Below are 16,144 nucleotides of genomic sequence, written 5' to 3' on the forward strand. Positions count from 1 at the left end.
CGGGAGGAACGACAATGCGCATCTGGAAGCCCTTCGCTGTCCTCGCGGCCGCAGCCGCGCTCGTCCTGCCGCTCGCCGGCGGCGCGAGCGCGCAGGACTACAAGGACGAATACCGCGTCTCCACCGTGGTGCCGCCACCCTTCCCGTGGGGCATCGCGGCGCAGCGCTGGGCCGACCTCGTGGGCGAGCGCACCGACGGGCGCATCGTGATGAAGCTCTACCCGGGCGCTCAGCTCGTCCAGGGCGAGCAGACCCGCGAATTCACGGCCATGCGCCGGGGCATCATCGACATGGCGGTGGGCTCGACCATCAACTGGTCGCCGCAGATCCCGCAGATGAACGTCTTCGCGCTGCCCTTCCTGATGCCGGACTACGCCGCCCTCGACGCGCTGACGCAGGGACCCGTGGGCGAGCGCATCTTCGAGCTCGTCGAGGAGAACGGCGTCGTGCCCCTCGCCTGGGCGGAGAACGGCTTTCGCGAGGTGACGAACTCCCAGCGCGCGATCCGCACGCCCGCCGACATGGACGGGCTGAAGATGCGCGTCGTCGGCTCGCCGATCTTCAACGACATCTTCACCGCGCTCGGCGCCAACCCGACGCAGATGTCCTGGGCCGACGCCCAGCCGGCGCTCACCACCGGGGCCGTCGACGGGCAGGAGAACCCGCTGACCATCTACACCGTGCTGAAGATGCACGAACTCGGCCAGACCAACGTCACGCTCTGGCGCTACGTCGCCGACCCGCTGATCTTCGCGGTCAACCAGGAGGTCTGGGACAGCTTCACCGAGGAGGACCGGGAGATCGTCCGCCAGGCGGCGATCGACGCCGGCGCCCACGGCGTCGAGGTCGCGCGCGCCGGCCTCGTCGGCGAGGACCAGAGCCTCGTCACGACGATCGAAGGCTACGGCGTCGACGTCGTGCGACTCACCGAGGAGGAGCGCGCCGCCTTCGTCGAGGCGACGCGCCCGGTCTACGAGAAGTGGCGCGAGACGATCGGCGCCGACCTCGTGACGATGGCCGAGGAGTCGATCGCCAATCGGTGATCGGCCGGGGCGATGACGGATGGAGCGCACCTCGCGGTGCAATCGACGCCACCGAAGCCGGTGCGCTCCATCAAACTCGTCATGGCGATGTCCCGCCAGGTCGATGCCGGCGATCTTCCTTCCCTGTAGTGGAAGGTGGCACCGGCCGAGCCGGTGACGGATGGTGCGCGGCGCGAAAGCGACGCGTTCCGCGAAGCGGAAACACCCCGGTATCCAGCGGTCTCGCCCTGCTTTCGGCTTCGCCGAACGCGCTTCGCGCGCCCCATCCGTCTCGGCTTCGCCGAGCCACCTTCCCCTACAGGGAAGGAGAGGGGCGTTCGTATGGGAAGCACCGAATGCCATCAAGAGCGGACGATGACGAGCCGACCATGAGCGCTGACGAAGACCCCCTCGTCGACCCCCGCGACACGACCCGCACCGAGGCGCCCGAGAACCTCGCGCCGCACGCGCGCGTGCCGGTGAAGATCGAGGAGGCGCTGGGCGCGCTGGCCATGGCGCTGATCGTCGTGATCTCGTTCGGGAACGTGCTGGCGCGCTACTTCACCAACGTCTCCTTCGCCTTCACGGAGGAGTTCTCGATCTTCCTGCTCGTGTTCATGACCTTCGTCGGCGCCTCCGCCGCCTTCGCCACCAACGAGCACATCCGCATCGGCTTCTTCCTCGGCCTGATGGGACCGCGGACCCGCCTCCTCGCCGAGGCCGTGACGCTTCTCGCCACGACGGCGATGTTCGCGCTGATCGTCTACTACGGGGCGCAGGTGACCTTCGACGAGTGGTATTGGGGGGAGACCTCGCCGGGCCTCGGCTACCCGGCCTGGATCTACACGATCTGGCTCCCGCTGCTCTCGCTGGCCATCCTCGGCCGCGTGATCGGCCGCGCGGTCGCCTCCGTGCGTGGGCGGGCGCGCTGATGGATCCGAACCTGATCCTGCTCCTCGCCTTCGCCGCGCTGCTCGTCGTCGGCACGCCGATCGCCGTGGCTCTCGGGGTCGCCGGCGCCATCGGCATCGTGGTCGGGCTCGACCTCACCGCGCTCGCGATGGTGGGGACGAACACCTACAACGCGGTGGCGAAGTACCCGCTCATCGCCATTCCGCTCTTCATCCTCACGGGCATGGTGTTCGAGCGCTCCGGCGTCGCGACGCGCCTCGTCGTGTTCGCGCAGGCGATCGTGGGGCCGCGTCGGGGCGGGCTCGCGCTCGTGGCGATCCTGGTCTGCCTGATCATGGGCGGCATGTCGGGCTCCGGCGTCGCCGACGCCGCCGCGGTGGCGACCGTGATGGTGCCCTCCATGCTCAAGGCGGGCTACCCCAGGCCCTTCTCGGCCTCGGTCATCGCCGCCTCGGCGGCCACCGCGATCCTGATCCCGCCCTCGATCGCGCTCATCGTCTACGCGATCATGGTGCCGGGCGTGGACCTGCGCGCGCTCTTCGCGGCGGGGCTCTTCCCCGGGCTCCTGGTGGGCCTCGCCATCGCGGTGCCCACGATGATCCTGTCGCGCAGGCACGATTTCGGCGCCGACGAAGGCTTCGTGCGCCCGCCCTTCTGGGCGAGCCTCTACCGCGCGCTGCCTGGCCTGATGGCGCCCGTGATCATCCTCGGCGGCCTGCGCTCGGGGCTGTTCACGCCCACCGAGACGGCGGTCGTCGCCGCCGTCTACGGGCTCCTCGTCGGCACGCTCTTCTACCGCACGATGGGGTTCGCGGACGTCTACCGCTGCTTCGTCGACGCGGCGAAGATCTCGGGCGTGCTGATGCTGATCATCTCGCTCGCGGGGCTGTTCGCCTGGGCGGGCTCCACCATGGGCGCCTTCCGCGCCGCGGCGGACCTGATCATCGGCCTCTCCGACTCGCAATGGATCACGCTCGCCGTGATCATGGTCCTGCTGCTGCTCGCCGGCATGGTGCTCGACGGCGTCTCGATCTTCCTCATCACGCTGCCGCTGCTCACGCCGGTGATGCAGAGCTTCGGCTGGTCGCAGGTCTGGTTCGGCGTCGTCATGGCCATCAACATCGCCATCGGCCAGGTGACGCCGCCGGTGGCGGTGAACCTGATGGTGACGGCGAAGGTCGCGAACGTGCCGATGGAGGCCACCTTCCGCTGGGTGTTCTGGCTCGTCGGCGCGATGGTGGTCGCGCTCGTGCTGGTGATCGTCTTCCCCGAGATCGCGCTGTGGCTCCCGCGTGTCCTCGGGTATCGGGTGAGCTGATTCTCCCCTCTCCCCGGTGGAGAGGGGCCGGGGGTGTGGGGCGTCGGGTGAAGGGCGAGACGCTCGTGCCGGCGGACGGCATCCGCGGTGTCGCACGTCCTGCCCGCCCCACACCCCCCACCCCTCTCCACGAGGGAGAGGGGAGCGCGTCGGGCCCGTGACGGGGCGATGCGCGAGCTGATCGAGAAAGAGCGAAGGACGGGACGATGGTGAACGAGATGACCGGCGGCGAGGTGCTCGCGCGGATGCTGCAGGCGCACGGGGCGGGGCCGATCTTCGGCATGGGAGGGTTCCAGCTCCTGCCCTTCTACGACGCCTGCCGGCGGCTCGGGCTGGCGCATTCGCTGATCAACGACGAGCGCTGCGGCGCCTTCGCGGCGGACGCCTACGCCAAGGTGTCGGGCCGCGTCGGCCTCGTCGACGCGACGCTGGGGCCGGGTGCGACGAACCTCGTCACCGGCCTCGTGGAGGCGCTCAACGCCGGCTCTCCGATCGTCGCCATCGTGGGCGACACGCACCGCGCCCATTCCTGGAAGAACATGACCCAGGAGGCGCGCCAGGCCGAGATCCTGCGCCCGGCGGTGAAGGAGCTGATTCGCGTCGAGGTGACGGCGCGCCTGCCCGAACTCGTACGCCGCGCCTTCGCGGTTGCGACGACCGGCCGGCCGGGGCCCGTCGCGCTGATCGTGCCCGAGGACGTCTGCCACGACACGATCGCGATCGACCCGGAGAGCCTCGTCGCGAATCCCCGCTACCGGACGGCGCCGGCGCTGCGCGCGCGTCCCGATGCGCACGCGCTCGCGGAAGCCGCCGCGCTGCTCGCCAAGGCCGAGCGACCGCTGATCCTGGCCGGCGGCGGCGTGCACATCTCGCGCGCGGCCGACGCGCTCCAGGCCTTCGCCGAGCGCTTCGGCATCCCGGTCGCGCACACGATGTCCGGCAAGGGCGCGATCGCCTGCGCCTCGCCGCTCTCGGCGGGCCTGTTCGGACGCTACGACCGCATCGCCAACGGCATGATCGCGGAAGCCGACGTGCTGCTCGCGATCGGCTGCAAGCTCGGGGAGATCGCCACCAAGCGCTACACCGTGCCGGCGCCGGGCAAGACCTTGATCCATCTCGACATCGTGGCCGAGGAGATCGACCGCACCTATCCCGCGGCGGTCGCATTGTGGGGAGACGCCAAGGCGGGGATCAACGCGTTGAACGACGCGCTCGCCGGAAAGGCTCCGCCGCAGGCGCGCTCCGCCTGGGCCGACCAGGTGGTCACCCGCATGGCGGCCTGGCGCGAGAGCGCCCGCGAGCGGCTGGAGAGCGAGGAGGTGCCGGTCTCCATGGGCCGGCTGATGGGCGAGCTGAACCGGCTCCTCCCGGGCGACGCCGTCCTCGTCGCCGACGGTGGCTTCGCCGCGCATTGGGGCGGGCTGCTCTTCGACCAGAGGCAGGCGGGCCGCGGCTTCCTGCCCGATCGCGGCTTCGCCTCGATCGGCTACGGGTTGCCCGGCGCCATCGGTGCGAAGCTCGCCGCGCCCGAGCGGCCGGTGCTGGCGATCACCGGCGACGGCGGCTTCAACATGGTGCTGGGCGAGCTCGAGACGGCGCGGCGCATGGGGCTCGCGGTGACCATCATCGTCGTCAACAACGCGGCCTCGGGCTACGTGAAGGCGCTCCAGCACCTGATGTACGGCGAGGGCGCCTACCAATCCTCCGATCTCGCGGAAACGAACTACGCCCGCGTCGCCGAGGCCATGGGTTGCGCGGGCGTGCGGGTCGAGACGCCGGACGCGCTCGCGCCGGCCCTGAAGCAGGCCCTGGCGCACCGGGACGGCCCCTTCGTGATCGACCTCGTCGTCACCCGCGATCCGGCGAAGATGTTGCCGGCCGCCGACAGCCGCGCGGTCCAGCCGAAGAAGGGCGACCGTGTCGCGTGATCCCATCCTCGCCGACACGATCACCCGCCTGCCGGAGGGCGCGGGCGGGGCGGTCGTCGTCAGCGGCTCGCACGGGGGCGTCTATGCGGCCTACGTCGCCCGGCGCGACGGTGTGCGTGCCGTGATCCTCAACGACGCGGGCGTTGGCAAGGACGAGGCCGGCATCGGCGGCCTCGCCTGGCTCGCCGCCGCCGGCATGGCGGCGGCGACGGTGTCCGCCGCCTCCGCCGACATCGGCGACGCCGCCGACATGCTCGTGCGCGGGATCGTCTCGCACGCCAACGCCCGCGCGGCGGCGCTCGGCGTGCGGCCCGGGCAGGCCTGCCGCGAGGCGGCCGAGCGGCTCGCCGTCGCGCGGATGCCGGACGGGCCGTTCGCCCCGCTCGACGAGACGCGTCGCGTCGAGACGCCGCCCGGCGCGCGCCGGTCCCTCGTCCTCGTCGACAGTGCGGCCCTGGTGCGCGCCGGCGAGGATGCAGGCGCCGTGGTGGTGACGGGCTCGCACGGGGCGCTGTTCGGCGGCGATCCGAGGAACGCGCTCGAGGCCGACGCGGCGCTCGCGCTCTTCAACGACGCCGGCGGCGGCGTCGGCACGACGCGGCTGCCGGCGCTCGCGGCGCGCGGCATCGCCGCCGCCACCGTCGCCGCCGCGAGCGCGCGGATCGGCGATGCGCGCTCGACGCACGACGACGGCGTCGTGTCGGCGCTCAACGCGCGGGCGGCGGCGCTCGGCGGGCGGGTGGGCATGCGCGCGCGCGATCTCGTCGCGCTGGCGCTGGAGGCGTGAGCCGCCTCGGTACGCGAGGGCTCAATGCGCCAGGAGCGCCTGCGCGGCGATCTCCGGCGGCGCAGGCTGCGGCAGGGTGGGACCGGAGCGGAAGGCTTCCCACAGCTCGACCACGAGCGCGTCGAGCCCCTGCGCCGAGCGCGGACGCCAGCTCGGTCGGCGGCGCAGGGAGACCGCGATGCCCGGAAGCGCGGGCAGGCCGACGACGTCGCCGAGCGGCCGGATGCCGGCATAGGCCTGGAAGTTCGGCAGGACGGTGAGCCCGAGATCGACGCGCACCGCCGCGCGCAGCGCCGAGAGGTCCTCGCTCTCGTGGACGCAGCGCCACGGCACCGCCTCGCGCTCCAGCGCCGCGACCGCCAACTGCCGGATGCCGCAGGGCGCCCGGAAGAGGACGAGCCGCAGATCCCGCTCGACGGCACCGCCGGCGGTCCCCCCGGCCTCCGCACCGAACCAGGCGAGCGGAGCGACGTGCAGGCGCGTCGTGCCCGGCCCCTCCAGCGGCTCGCCGACGAGGAGCGCGAGATGCAGGCGCCCGTCTTCGACCTGCTCGGCGAGCGCCTGGCTGCGCCCCACCTTCACGACGAGCTGGACGTTCGGGTAGCGCTCGTGCACGGCCGCGATGACGAGCGGGAGCAGCGCCTCGGAGAAGTGCTCGGGCATGCCGAGGTTGACGATCTCGCGCGGCTCGTCCTCGGCGAAGCGGCGGTAGAGGTCGTCGTTTAGCTCGAGCATGCGCCGCGCGTAGCCGAGCAGCAGCTCGCCCGGCGCGGTGAGGACGAGGCTGCGCCCCTCGCGCCGGAAGAGCGGCCGCCCGAGCATCTCCTCGAGGCGCTTCATCTGCTGGCTCATGGCCGGCTGCGTGATCGCCAGCGTGTCGGCGGCGCGGGCGAAGCCCCCGGTCTCGACGACGGCGACGAAGCTGCGCAGGAGCTGCGCGTCGATGTTCACCCGACGCATGGTCTCCGCCTCCGGAGCGTTTCAACGGAAGGTTTTGCCGTCAAGCGCGATACATGAACACCGCACGGCCGTGCGCAATGGGTGAAAGCGCGTACGCGCTCCGGGCGGGCACCGATAAGCACGATGCAAGTACGGAATAGGGAGAACTCGTTTTCGCTTTCGCGTCGTCGGGCGCAGGCTCCACGCATCCGAAAACGGGAGACGAGCCGTGAACACTCAATCGACCTCGAGCATCGCCTCGATCCAGGCCTCCTCCTTGCCGATGATCTTCATCGTGCTGTGGAGCTCGGGCTACATCGGCGGCGCCATCGGCATCCTCTACGCCGAGCCCTTCACCATGACCTTCCTGCGCTTCGCGCTGGCCATCACGCGAGCGGACGCGCTCGAGATCCCCCGGCCTCTCCCCGAACGATCGGGCGACAGGTTTCGAGACCCGAGCCGGACAGATCGGTCCAAGACTATCCAACGGACCCACCAAAAGAAAAAAGCAAGGCTCGCGCCTTGCTCGGGAGGTTCTCTCGTTTTCGAGATGTTGGCCGGTCTCTCACGAACCGACGCCCGGTAGCGGCTTTGCGCCGGCGGGCTTGTGCCTCGTTTCCTCCCAGACTTGGGCCGCACCCCTCGAACACGTCGAAGACAGCGTGTCTTGGTGCGGGCTTCTTAGCGCGTCGTTACGCGCTTGTCACGTCCTTGTGCATCGTGTGCCCTCGCTTTTCGCATATGGGCATTCCCGCGGCAGCGGTCATGGAACCGCCATGGATGCGGCGGAGACACGAAAAGCGCCCGCCGGCCTTGTCATCGGGCGCGCATCCGTATTGTGTGCGACACGCGCGGCGGTGCGGAACCCCGCCCGTCGCGCGCCGCGCCCACGCCCGAGGACGACATGCGTCTTTCCCGCTATTTCCTGCCCACCCTCAAGGAGACGCCGCGCGAGGCGGAGATCGTCTCCCACCGCCTGATGCTGCGCGCCGGCCTGATCCGCCAGCAATCCGCCGGGATCTTCTCCTGGCTGCCGATCGGCACGCGGGTGCTCGACCGCATCAGCGCCGTCGTGCGCGAGGAGCAGGACCGGGCGGGCGCGATCGAGATCCTGATGCCGACGATCCAATCGGCCGACCTCTGGCGCGAGAGCGGGCGCTACGACGCCTACGGCGCGGAGATGCTGCGCATCCGGGACCGGCACGAGCGCGACATGCTCTACGGGCCGACGAACGAGGAGATGGTCACCGACATCTTCCGCTCGTACGTGCGCTCCTACAAGGACCTGCCGCTGAACCTCTACCATATCCAGTGGAAGTTCCGCGACGAGATCCGCCCGCGCTTCGGCACGATGCGCTCGCGTGAGTTCCTGATGAAGGACGCCTATTCCTTCGATCTCGACGAGGCGTCGGCGCGGCACGCCTACAATCGCATGTTCGTGGCCTACCTGCGCACCTTCGCGCGGCTGGGGCTCAAGTCGATCCCGATGCAGGCGGACACCGGCCCGATCGGCGGCAATCTCTCCCACGAGTTCATCATCCTCGCCGAGACCGGCGAGAGCGAGGTGTTCTGCCACGCGGACTATCTGGGCTTCGACACCCCGCCGGCGGACACCGACTTCGAGGACGCGGCCGGCCTCCAGGCTATCGTCGACCGCTGGACCTCGCTCTACGCCTCCACCGACGAGAAGCACGACGAGGCCGCCTGGGCGCAGGTGCCCGAGGGCAAGCGGGTCGCCGCGCGCGGCATCGAGGTCGGGCACATCTTCTACTTCGGCACGAAGTACTCCGAGCCGATGCGGGCCGTCGTCACCGGGCCGGACGGGCGCGAACACCCGGTCCACATGGGCTCCTACGGCGTCGGGCCCTCCCGCGTCGCCGCCGCCGCCATCGAGGCGGGCCACGACGAGGCGGGCATCGTCTGGCCGGATGCGATCGCGCCCTTCGACGCGGCGCTCCTGAGCCTCAAGGCGGGCGACTCGGCGGTGGACGCGGCCTGCGAGGGCCTCTACCACGATCTCCAGGCGGCGGGCCTCTCGGTGCTCTACGACGACCGGGACGATCGTCCGGGCGCCAAGTTCGCCACCGCCGACCTGATCGGCCTGCCCTGGCAGGTGATCGTCGGCCCCAAGAGCCTCGCCGAGGGCAAGGTCGAGCTCAAGCGCCGGCGCACCGGCGAGCGCGAACTCCTCGCGATCGCCGACGTGATCCCGCGGCTCACCGGGCGTTGAGGGCGGAGCGGGCGATGGCGCATGCCGGCGGGACGCGACCCTTCTCGGGATTCGAGTGGATGCTCGCCGGGCGCTACCTGCGCACCCGGCGGCGGGAGGGCTTCGTCTCGGTCATCGCCGGCTTCTCGTTCATCGGCATCATGCTCGGCGTCGCGACGCTGATCATCGTGCTCTCGGTGATGAACGGGTTCCGCAACGAGCTGCTCTCGAAGATCGTGGGCATGAACGGCCACGTCTTCATCGCGCCCATCGACCGGCCGCTGACGGACTTCGCCGAGGTCGCCGCGACGGTCGAGGCCCTGCCCGGCGTGGTGCGCGCCGTGCCGACCGTCGAGGGCCAGGCCTTCGCCTCCTCGACGGTGCAGGGAGGCGGGGTTCTCGTGCGCGGCGTGCGCCCGCCCGACCTCGCGGGGCTCGACCAGATCGCCGGCAAGATCGTCGGCGGCTCGCTCGAGACCTTCGCCGAGGGGGAGGGCGTCGCGGTCGGCGCGCGGCTGGCGAGCTCGCTCGGCCTCCTGCCGGGCGACACGATCACGCTGATCTCGCCGCGCGGGGCTGCGACGCCCTTCGGCACCGCGCCGCGGATCAAGGCCTATCCGATCGCGGCGATCTACGAGGTCGGCATGACGGAGTTCGACTCGGCCTTCGTCTACATGCCGCTCGAGGAGGCGCAGGCCTACTTCAACAGGGCGGGAGACGTCACCGTCGTCGAGGTCTTCCTCGACGACGCGGAGCGCGTCGGCGCCGCGCGGGCGGCGATCGAGGCGGCGGTGGAGCGGCCGATCTTCCTCACCGACTGGACCCAGCGCAACGCGAGCTTCTTCTCGGCGCTCCAGGTCGAACGCAACGTCATGTTCATCATCCTGACGCTGATCGTGCTTGTGGCGGCGCTCAACATCGTGTCGGGCCTGATCATGCTCGTGAAGGACAAGTCCGCCGACATCGCCATCCTGCGCACGATGGGCGCGACGCGCGGCTCCGTCATGCGGGTGTTCCTGATCACCGGCGCCTCGATCGGCATCGTCGGCACCCTCGCCGGGCTCGCGCTCGGCGTCGTGTTCACGCTCAATATCCAGGCGATCCAGGACGTGATCGCGCGCATCACCAACCAGACCCTCTGGGACCCGACCGTGCGCTTCCTCTCGGAGATCCCAGCCGAGATCGACTGGGCCGAGGTCGGCGCGGTGCTCGCCATGGCGATGGGGCTGTCGCTGCTCGCGACGCTCTACCCCTCCTGGCGCGCGGCCCGCCTCGACCCCGTCGAAGCCCTGCGCTACGGATGAGCCCCATGGACGCGGACCAGAAGGCGCAGACGACGGGGGAGAGCGGGACCACGCAGGAGGCGCCCGCCGAGACGCCGGCGGTGTTCCTCAGCCGCGTGGCGCGCTGGTATCCCCAGACGCAGGGCCGGCTCGAGATCTTGAAGAGCGTCGACTTCGCCGTCTGGCCCGGCGAGATCGTCGCTCTCGTCGCGCCGTCGGGCACCGGCAAGTCGACGCTGCTCCACGTCGCGGGCCTGCTCGAGCGCCCCGACGACGGCGAGGTCTACGTCGGCGGCGAGCCGACGGCGCACATGGACGATGCCGGGCGCACACGGCTGCGGCGCGAGGAGATCGGCTTCGTCTACCAGTTCCACCACCTTCTGCCCGAGTTCTCGGCGCTCGAGAACGTGGTCATGCCGCAGATCATCCGCGGCCTTCCGAAGGCGGAGGCGCGCGCGCGCGCCGGCGAGCTCCTCGCCTTCCTCGGGCTCGCGGACCGGCTGTCGCACCGTCCGGCGGAGCTGTCGGGCGGCGAGCAGCAGCGCGTCGCCATCGCGCGTGCCGTCGCCAACGCCCCGCGCGTCCTCCTCGCCGACGAGCCCACGGGCAACCTCGACCCGCAGACCTCGGCGCACGTCTTCCAGACGCTCGTCTCCCTCGTGCGCGCCTCGGGCCTGGCGGCGGTGATCGCGACCCACAATCACGAGCTCGCGCGGCGCATGGACCGCTGCGTCTCCATCCGCGACGGACGCGTGGTCGAGCTGGCGCTGCCGGGCCGCGAGGCGTAGGCGGCGTGATCGACGCTCGCCCAATGTTCGGGGCTCGACGGACCGGCGCGGTTCGATCCGTCCATTAACCTTGACGGCAAGGCGTACGAAGAGAGAACTTTCGTTTCGAACGAATATGGAACAGAATGGAACGGTCGAAGCGCGGCCGGGAACGCCCGCCGCGCCCCCAGCCCAGGGAGGCCGTCATGTCCCGTCTCGTGATCCTCACCCGCCGCGCCCGTTCGCCGCTGCGCGCCACCGCCGAGACCGCAATGGAGGTCGTCTCCCTCGCGCTGTTCGTCGCGATGGTGGCCGCCTGGGCCAGCATCGGCGCGTGAGCGGCGGGAAGCTCCGAGGTTCTCGCCCGCTCGACGAGCCGTGCTGAAACGCGAAGCGCCCTCCGTGCGTTACCGGGTCGCGGCCAGCGACGCCGCGGCCGATCACGAGGGAGGGTGCGGTGAGATCCTGGGGCGACGTCAACAGGGTGCTGAACGGCATGGTGCGCGAGGGCCGCATCGCGTCCTTCCGCTCCAACGCGGCGGAGGCGCGCCAGACGGGGTCGCTCGAGATCGCGATCGTCCCCGCCGACGGCGGCGACAAGGAAGCGGCACGCCGCGAGGCGCTGCGCGAGCTCGCCCGCCTGGGCATCACCGCGCAGGTGCACGCGGAATAGGACGCTCGCGGAGCAGGGGCAGCCGAGGAATCGGGAATTCGTTTCGTCACCGAAAAACCGGTTGCGCCCCGCGGCGCCTCTGGCTATACCCCCTCCACCAACACGGACGTCCCCGTCCGGAGCGCCCAGGTAGCTCAGTTGGTAGAGCATGCGACTGAAAATCGCAGTGTCGGTGGTTCGATTCCGCCCCTGGGCACCATCCTCTAAAACGCCTCTGAAATAATTGGGCTTTTCGCCCGAAAGGCCCCACCGGAACGGGCTCTGCGCTCGTGGTGGGACCCGGATCGTGCTCGTTCCCGTCCAGGCGGATGAGGTGCATGGCGGCGCCGGCGAGGCGCTTGCGGGCGGCGCCGCGGGTGCAAGGGGCTCCGTCGGCGCGGCGGAGCCCCGGTGGTCGCGGCGGCTCGCGGCGGGGCGTACGGTCACTGCGGCTGGGGCGGCAGCAATTCGATTCCCGACGCCTGCGCCGCCGCCGCGACGGCCGCCAGGTCCGGCGCCTTCGGTGCCGGGAAGCCGGTCGTGCCCGGGGCGACGGGTTCCCCGAGCGCGCGGAAGAAGCGCTCGTGGTGATCGGCCGGCCAGTTCAGGATCAGCATCCGCGCCGGAGCCTCCCCGGCATTGGCGAAGGCGTGCGGGGTCCCGCGCGCGACGTGGACCACGGACCCCGGCCCGCGCAGGACCGTCTTCCCGTCGATGGTGAAGGCGTAGGTGCCTTCGAGCACGTAGAAGGCCTCCTCGTCGTCGCGGTGCAGGTGCGGCGGCGATCCGGCACCGGGCGCGGTAAGCGCTTCGACCATCGAGAAGCGCTGCTGCGTCTGCGCACCCGTGACGAGGAAGGTGATCAGGTTGCCCAGCACGTGCACCGTCTCGGCGCTGCCTTCCGCGTGGACCTTGATTTGCTGCACGATCGACTCCATTTTGATATTTAGATCTCGTTTTGAGACTTACGTCTCATAAATCCGCTGGAGGACCGATGCAAGCGAAAAAGTCCGTATCCGCGCAGGGTGGGCTCAGCCCGCTGCGTAGGCGAAACCGGCAGGCGCTGATCGATGCTGCGCAGGCCTTCCTCGCGGAGGGACGGACGCCGACCCTCTCCGAGGCCGCCGATCGCGCGGAAATCTCGCGTGCCACCGCATACCGCTACTTCTCCACGTCCGAGCAGCTCCAGAACGAGGCGGCGCTCGATGCCGTCGCCAAGGCGATCCCCCACGGGATCCAGACCGGCGGCGGGCGAGGACGAGGTGAGCGGCAGGGTGACGGCGTCGGAGCCGTGCTCGCGCTCGTCGACCGGATCGAGGCCATGGTGCGCGTGCACGAGCCGGCCTTCCGCACGATGCTCCGGCTCTCGCTCGAGGCCGAGACCGGCTCGCGCGCGGGTCGGCGCGTCGGCTGGATCGACGCGTGCCTCGACGGATCGCCCGTGCCGGAGCCGGTGCGTGCTCGGCTCATACCGGCACTCGCGCTCCTGTGCGGGATCGAGGCCCGCATCGTGATGAAGGACGTCTGCGGGCTGGACGACGAGGCCGCGCGCGAGACGATTCTCTGGGCGACGCAGGCGCTCCTCGCGCACGCGTTCCCGGGCGGGGTCGACGATCGAGCGGCCGACGATCCGGTGGCCGCGGAGTGAACGGCCGCAGCCGAGCGCGCGGGCGCGCGCCTCGCACGGAGATCCTGGACGGGCACTTGCGCGCCGGCTCCCGGGCGCCTATTTCAGGCCTGTCGGGGCAACCCGGCTATGGTCGTAGAGGCAGAGTGGAATAGGCGTTCAAGACTCGGGTGCGACTCCCGACGCCTCCACCAGGAACGCACGTGACGCCCGCCGGGCCGCGTGCGTTGCCGATGGGGGCGAACCAGGATCGATTGGGCGCGGTAAAGGCTAGGCTGCGACTAGGCTGAGCTACGGCCTTGATAGTGCAAAACCACAAGTGCCAACGACAACGTTGCCACTTCCGAGGTGCGCCTCGCGGCGTGACTTCGATGCGCTAGGGTAAGCGTGGAAACAGAACCGGGGGCCTCGGCCCCCGGACCCGTTTCCAGCCGAGGCTTCGGCCCCCGGACCCGTTTTCAACGGCGCGCGACGTCGGCGATCACGCGATCGTCGTGGTGACCGCGATGTTGCCCTTCGTCGCATGCGAGTAGGGGCAGATGCCGTGCCCGGCCTCGGCGACGCGCGCGGCCTCCGCGCGATCGACCCCCGGCAGGCTCACCACCAGGTCCACCGTCAGCCCGAAGCCCTTGTCGCTGCGCGGCCCGATCCCCACCGTCGCGGTGACGGTGGCGTCGTCGGGGACGCGCTCGAGGCTCTTGTCCTGGCTCGTCGCGAAGCGCATGGCGCCGAGATAGCAGGCGGCGTAGCCGGCAGCGAAGAGCTGCTCGGGGTTCTTGCCCGTGCCCGAGCCGCCGAGCGCCTCGGGCGGCGTGAGGTCGAGATCGAGCGCGCCGTCCTCTGTGCGCACCCGGCCCTGGCGCCCGCCGCCGGTCGCCGTCGCGGAAATCCGGTACTTGGTCTCGATGGACATGACGTCTCCTTCTCATCGCTTGCGATTGGATCGTGTACGATACATATCGATTGCAGAGCCATGACGCAAGGGCTTGCGACAAGATCGTGCGCGATATAAATGCCGTGGAGGAGGGTGACGATGCGCACCGAGCACATGCTGTGCCTGAGCTTGCACGCCGCCTCGCGGGCGATGACGCGCGCCTACCAGCCGCTGCTCGACGCGCTCGGCCTCACCTACCCGCAATACGTCGTTCTGACGACGCTCTGGGACGAGGACGCCCAACCCGTCGGGGCCATCGGCCGACGGCTGCTGCTCGACACCAACACTCTCACCCCCATGCTCAAGCGCATGGAGGCGGCGGGCCTCGTGCGCCGCAGCCGCAGCGCGCAGGACGAGCGGCAGGTGATCGTCTCTCTCACCGAGGCGGGCCTCGCGATGGAGGCGCGCGCCGCGCACGTGCCGGCGCGCATCGTCGCCGCGACGGGGCTCTCCCCCGAGGCGCTGCGCGATCTCAACGCGCGGGTGACGGCGCTCAAGGACAGCCTGGGGCGCGAGGCGTAGAGGGGATGCTCCACCGGGCTCACCGGCCGGGCCGCATCCCCGGCAGGAGGCCGAGCGGGTTCTCGGAGAGCGCCTGCCGGTCGGGCGTGTCGATCGCCGGCTGCGAGCGGAAGGCGGCCCAGAGGCTCTCGACGTAGCTCTTCTCCAGGTCCTTCACGATCAGCACGATGCGCGTGCGCCGGTCGGCGCTCGGCCAGGCGTCGAGCACGGCGGGCACGTGGAGGACGTGCTGGACGCCGTGGATGACGACGGGCTTCTCCGGGCTCTCGGCGAGCGCGACGATGCCCTTCATGCGCAGGAGCTTGGGCCCCTGCGTCGCGCGCAGCATGTCGAGGAACAGGTCGAGCGCGCGCTGCGGCACCGGCTCGTCCGCCGTCAGGCAGAAGGCGCGGATCGCGGCGTCGTGGCGGTTGGGGTCGTGGGCGTGGTGATGGTGGCCGTCGCCGTGGCCGTGGCCATGGTCGTGGCCGCGGTCGTGATCGTGGTCACCATGACCATGGCCATGGTGGTGACGATCGTCCCCGTGCTGCGCCGCGTGCGCCTTCGCCTCGGCCGCGGCGACACCCTCCGCCGAGAGCCAGGCGACGACGTTCCCGGGCTTCGCCGCGAGGTCGAACAGGCCGCGGCCGACGATCTCCCGCGCGGGAATCGCGCCGCCGACGGCCTCGTGTAGGCGCGCACCCGGGGCGAGCGCCGCGAGGCGGGTGCGGAGCGCGGCCTTGGTCTCGGCGTCGGCGAGGTCGCCCTTGGTGAGGACGATCTCGTCCGCCACGGCGGCCTGGCGCACCGCCTCCTCGTGCGCATCGAGCGTTGCCGCACCGTTCACGGCGTCGACGAGCGTGACGACGCCCTCGACCACGTAGCGCAGCGACAAGTAGGGGTGGTAGAGCACCGCGTGCAGGATCGGCGCGGGATCGGCGAGGCCGGTCGTCTCGATGATCACCCGCCCGAACGGCTGGATGCGGCCGTTGTCGCGCTTTCGCAGCAGGTCCTCGAGCGTGGCGACGAGGTCCCCGCGGATCGTGCAGCACAGGCACCCCGCCGAGAGCAGCACCATGCCCTCGTCCACGGTCTCGACGAAGAGGTGGTCGAGCCCGACCTCGCCGAACTCGTTGACGATCACCACCGTGTCCGCGAGGTCGGGGTCCTGCAGCAGCCGGTTGAGCAGCGTCGTCTTGCCGGCGCCGAGGAAGCCGGTGAGGACGGTGAGGGCGACGGGGTCGGGGCGGCGGGTCATGGGGGCC

At 70.8% G+C, this 16,144-nt stretch carries 17 protein-coding genes, 1 tRNA gene and 1 other RNA gene; 15 read left to right on the forward strand and 4 right to left on the reverse strand.

Annotated elements, in window-relative coordinates; all coding sequences use genetic code 11:
- The first annotated feature begins 14 nt into the window (after positions 1-14).
- The 5 genes from AB9M23_RS00785 (at position 15) to AB9M23_RS00805 (ending at position 5,967) form a co-directional block, all read left to right on the forward strand.
- Positions 15-1,043: a DctP family TRAP transporter solute-binding subunit gene (locus AB9M23_RS00785; protein ID WP_372421681.1), complete on the forward strand. Its 1,029-nt coding sequence runs from the start codon at positions 15-17 to the stop codon at positions 1,041-1,043.
- Between the two features lie 368 nt (positions 1,044-1,411).
- A complete protein-coding gene (locus tag AB9M23_RS00790) occupies positions 1,412-1,954 on the forward strand; it encodes a TRAP transporter small permease (protein WP_372421682.1) in 543 nt (180 codons plus the stop codon).
- On the forward strand, positions 1,954-3,252 hold the full coding sequence (locus AB9M23_RS00795; RefSeq protein WP_372421684.1) for a TRAP transporter large permease: 1,299 nt from the start codon (positions 1,954-1,956) through the stop codon (positions 3,250-3,252). The genes AB9M23_RS00790 and AB9M23_RS00795 overlap by 1 nt, the downstream gene beginning before the upstream one ends.
- 206 nt (positions 3,253-3,458) lie before the next feature.
- A complete protein-coding gene (locus AB9M23_RS00800) occupies positions 3,459-5,180 on the forward strand; it encodes a thiamine pyrophosphate-binding protein (RefSeq protein ID WP_372421686.1) in 1,722 nt (573 codons plus the stop codon).
- A complete protein-coding gene (locus tag AB9M23_RS00805; RefSeq protein WP_372421687.1) occupies positions 5,170-5,967 on the forward strand; it encodes a hypothetical protein in 798 nt (265 codons plus the stop codon). Before AB9M23_RS00800 ends, AB9M23_RS00805 begins: the two co-directional genes overlap by 11 nt.
- Positions 5,968-5,988: 21 nt before the next feature.
- On the opposite strand, the gene AB9M23_RS00810 is transcribed toward AB9M23_RS00805, so the two are convergent.
- A complete protein-coding gene (locus AB9M23_RS00810) occupies positions 5,989-6,927 on the reverse strand; it encodes a LysR family transcriptional regulator (protein WP_372421689.1) in 939 nt (312 codons plus the stop codon).
- 208 nt (positions 6,928-7,135) lie between these two features.
- Here AB9M23_RS00810 and AB9M23_RS00815 point away from each other — a divergent pair, with 208 nt between their 5' ends.
- The 7 genes from AB9M23_RS00815 (at position 7,136) to AB9M23_RS00845 (ending at position 12,037) form a co-directional block, all read left to right on the forward strand.
- Positions 7,136-7,492 (forward strand): hypothetical protein, encoded by a 357-nt coding sequence (locus AB9M23_RS00815; protein WP_372421691.1) that lies wholly within the window; start codon positions 7,136-7,138, stop codon positions 7,490-7,492.
- A gap of 318 nt (positions 7,493-7,810) precedes the next feature.
- Positions 7,811-9,136 carry a proline--tRNA ligase gene (gene proS / locus AB9M23_RS00820; RefSeq protein ID WP_372421693.1) on the forward strand — a complete coding sequence of 442 codons (1,326 nt, stop codon included), beginning with the start codon at positions 7,811-7,813 and terminating at the stop codon, positions 9,134-9,136.
- 14 nt (positions 9,137-9,150) lie between these two features.
- Positions 9,151-10,419 (forward strand): lipoprotein-releasing ABC transporter permease subunit, encoded by a 1,269-nt coding sequence (locus AB9M23_RS00825; RefSeq protein WP_372421694.1) that lies wholly within the window; start codon positions 9,151-9,153, stop codon positions 10,417-10,419.
- 5 nt (positions 10,420-10,424) lie between these two features.
- The gene (locus AB9M23_RS00830; RefSeq protein ID WP_372421696.1) at positions 10,425-11,186 is read left to right on the forward strand and encodes an ABC transporter ATP-binding protein; all 762 of its coding nucleotides are present in this window, start codon (positions 10,425-10,427) and stop codon (positions 11,184-11,186) included.
- A 185-nt stretch (positions 11,187-11,371) separates the two neighbouring features.
- Complete coding sequence (locus AB9M23_RS00835; RefSeq protein WP_372421697.1) at positions 11,372-11,503, forward strand: hypothetical protein; 132 nt, start codon at positions 11,372-11,374, stop codon at positions 11,501-11,503.
- A 119-nt stretch (positions 11,504-11,622) separates the two neighbouring features.
- A complete protein-coding gene (locus tag AB9M23_RS00840) occupies positions 11,623-11,838 on the forward strand; it encodes a hypothetical protein (RefSeq protein ID WP_156917677.1) in 216 nt (71 codons plus the stop codon).
- Positions 11,839-11,961: 123 nt separating this feature from the next.
- Positions 11,962-12,037, forward strand: a tRNA-Phe gene (locus AB9M23_RS00845).
- A gap of 223 nt (positions 12,038-12,260) precedes the next feature.
- On the opposite strand, the gene AB9M23_RS00850 is transcribed toward AB9M23_RS00845, so the two are convergent.
- Positions 12,261-12,743, reverse strand: coding sequence for a cupin domain-containing protein (locus AB9M23_RS00850; RefSeq protein WP_372421699.1), 483 nt, complete (start codon positions 12,741-12,743; stop codon positions 12,261-12,263).
- 68 nt (positions 12,744-12,811) lie between these two features.
- On the opposite strand from AB9M23_RS00850, the gene AB9M23_RS00855 reads away from it, so the two are divergent.
- Both AB9M23_RS00855 and ssrA read left to right on the forward strand, forming a co-directional pair.
- Complete coding sequence (locus tag AB9M23_RS00855) at positions 12,812-13,465, forward strand: TetR/AcrR family transcriptional regulator (RefSeq protein ID WP_372421700.1); 654 nt, start codon at positions 12,812-12,814, stop codon at positions 13,463-13,465.
- Between the two features lie 52 nt (positions 13,466-13,517).
- Positions 13,518-13,845, forward strand: a transfer-messenger RNA (tmRNA) gene (gene ssrA, locus AB9M23_RS00860).
- 80 nt (positions 13,846-13,925) lie between these two features.
- Here the strand turns inward: ssrA and AB9M23_RS00865 are convergent.
- On the reverse strand, positions 13,926-14,357 hold the full coding sequence (locus AB9M23_RS00865) for an organic hydroperoxide resistance protein (protein ID WP_372421702.1): 432 nt from the start codon (positions 14,355-14,357) through the stop codon (positions 13,926-13,928).
- Between the two features lie 120 nt (positions 14,358-14,477).
- Between AB9M23_RS00865 and AB9M23_RS00870 the strand changes: the two genes are divergently transcribed.
- The gene (locus AB9M23_RS00870; RefSeq protein WP_372421704.1) at positions 14,478-14,900 is read left to right on the forward strand and encodes a MarR family winged helix-turn-helix transcriptional regulator; all 423 of its coding nucleotides are present in this window, start codon (positions 14,478-14,480) and stop codon (positions 14,898-14,900) included.
- Between the two features lie 19 nt (positions 14,901-14,919).
- Here the strand turns inward: AB9M23_RS00870 and AB9M23_RS00875 are convergent, their stop codons facing one another.
- Positions 14,920-16,137 (reverse strand): CobW family GTP-binding protein, encoded by a 1,218-nt coding sequence (locus tag AB9M23_RS00875; protein WP_372421706.1) that lies wholly within the window; start codon positions 16,135-16,137, stop codon positions 14,920-14,922.
- Positions 16,138-16,144 lie beyond the last annotated feature (7 nt).

The organism is Salinarimonas chemoclinalis (genome assembly GCF_041514305.1).
Taxonomy (GTDB): domain Bacteria; phylum Pseudomonadota; class Alphaproteobacteria; order Rhizobiales; family Beijerinckiaceae; genus Salinarimonas; species Salinarimonas chemoclinalis.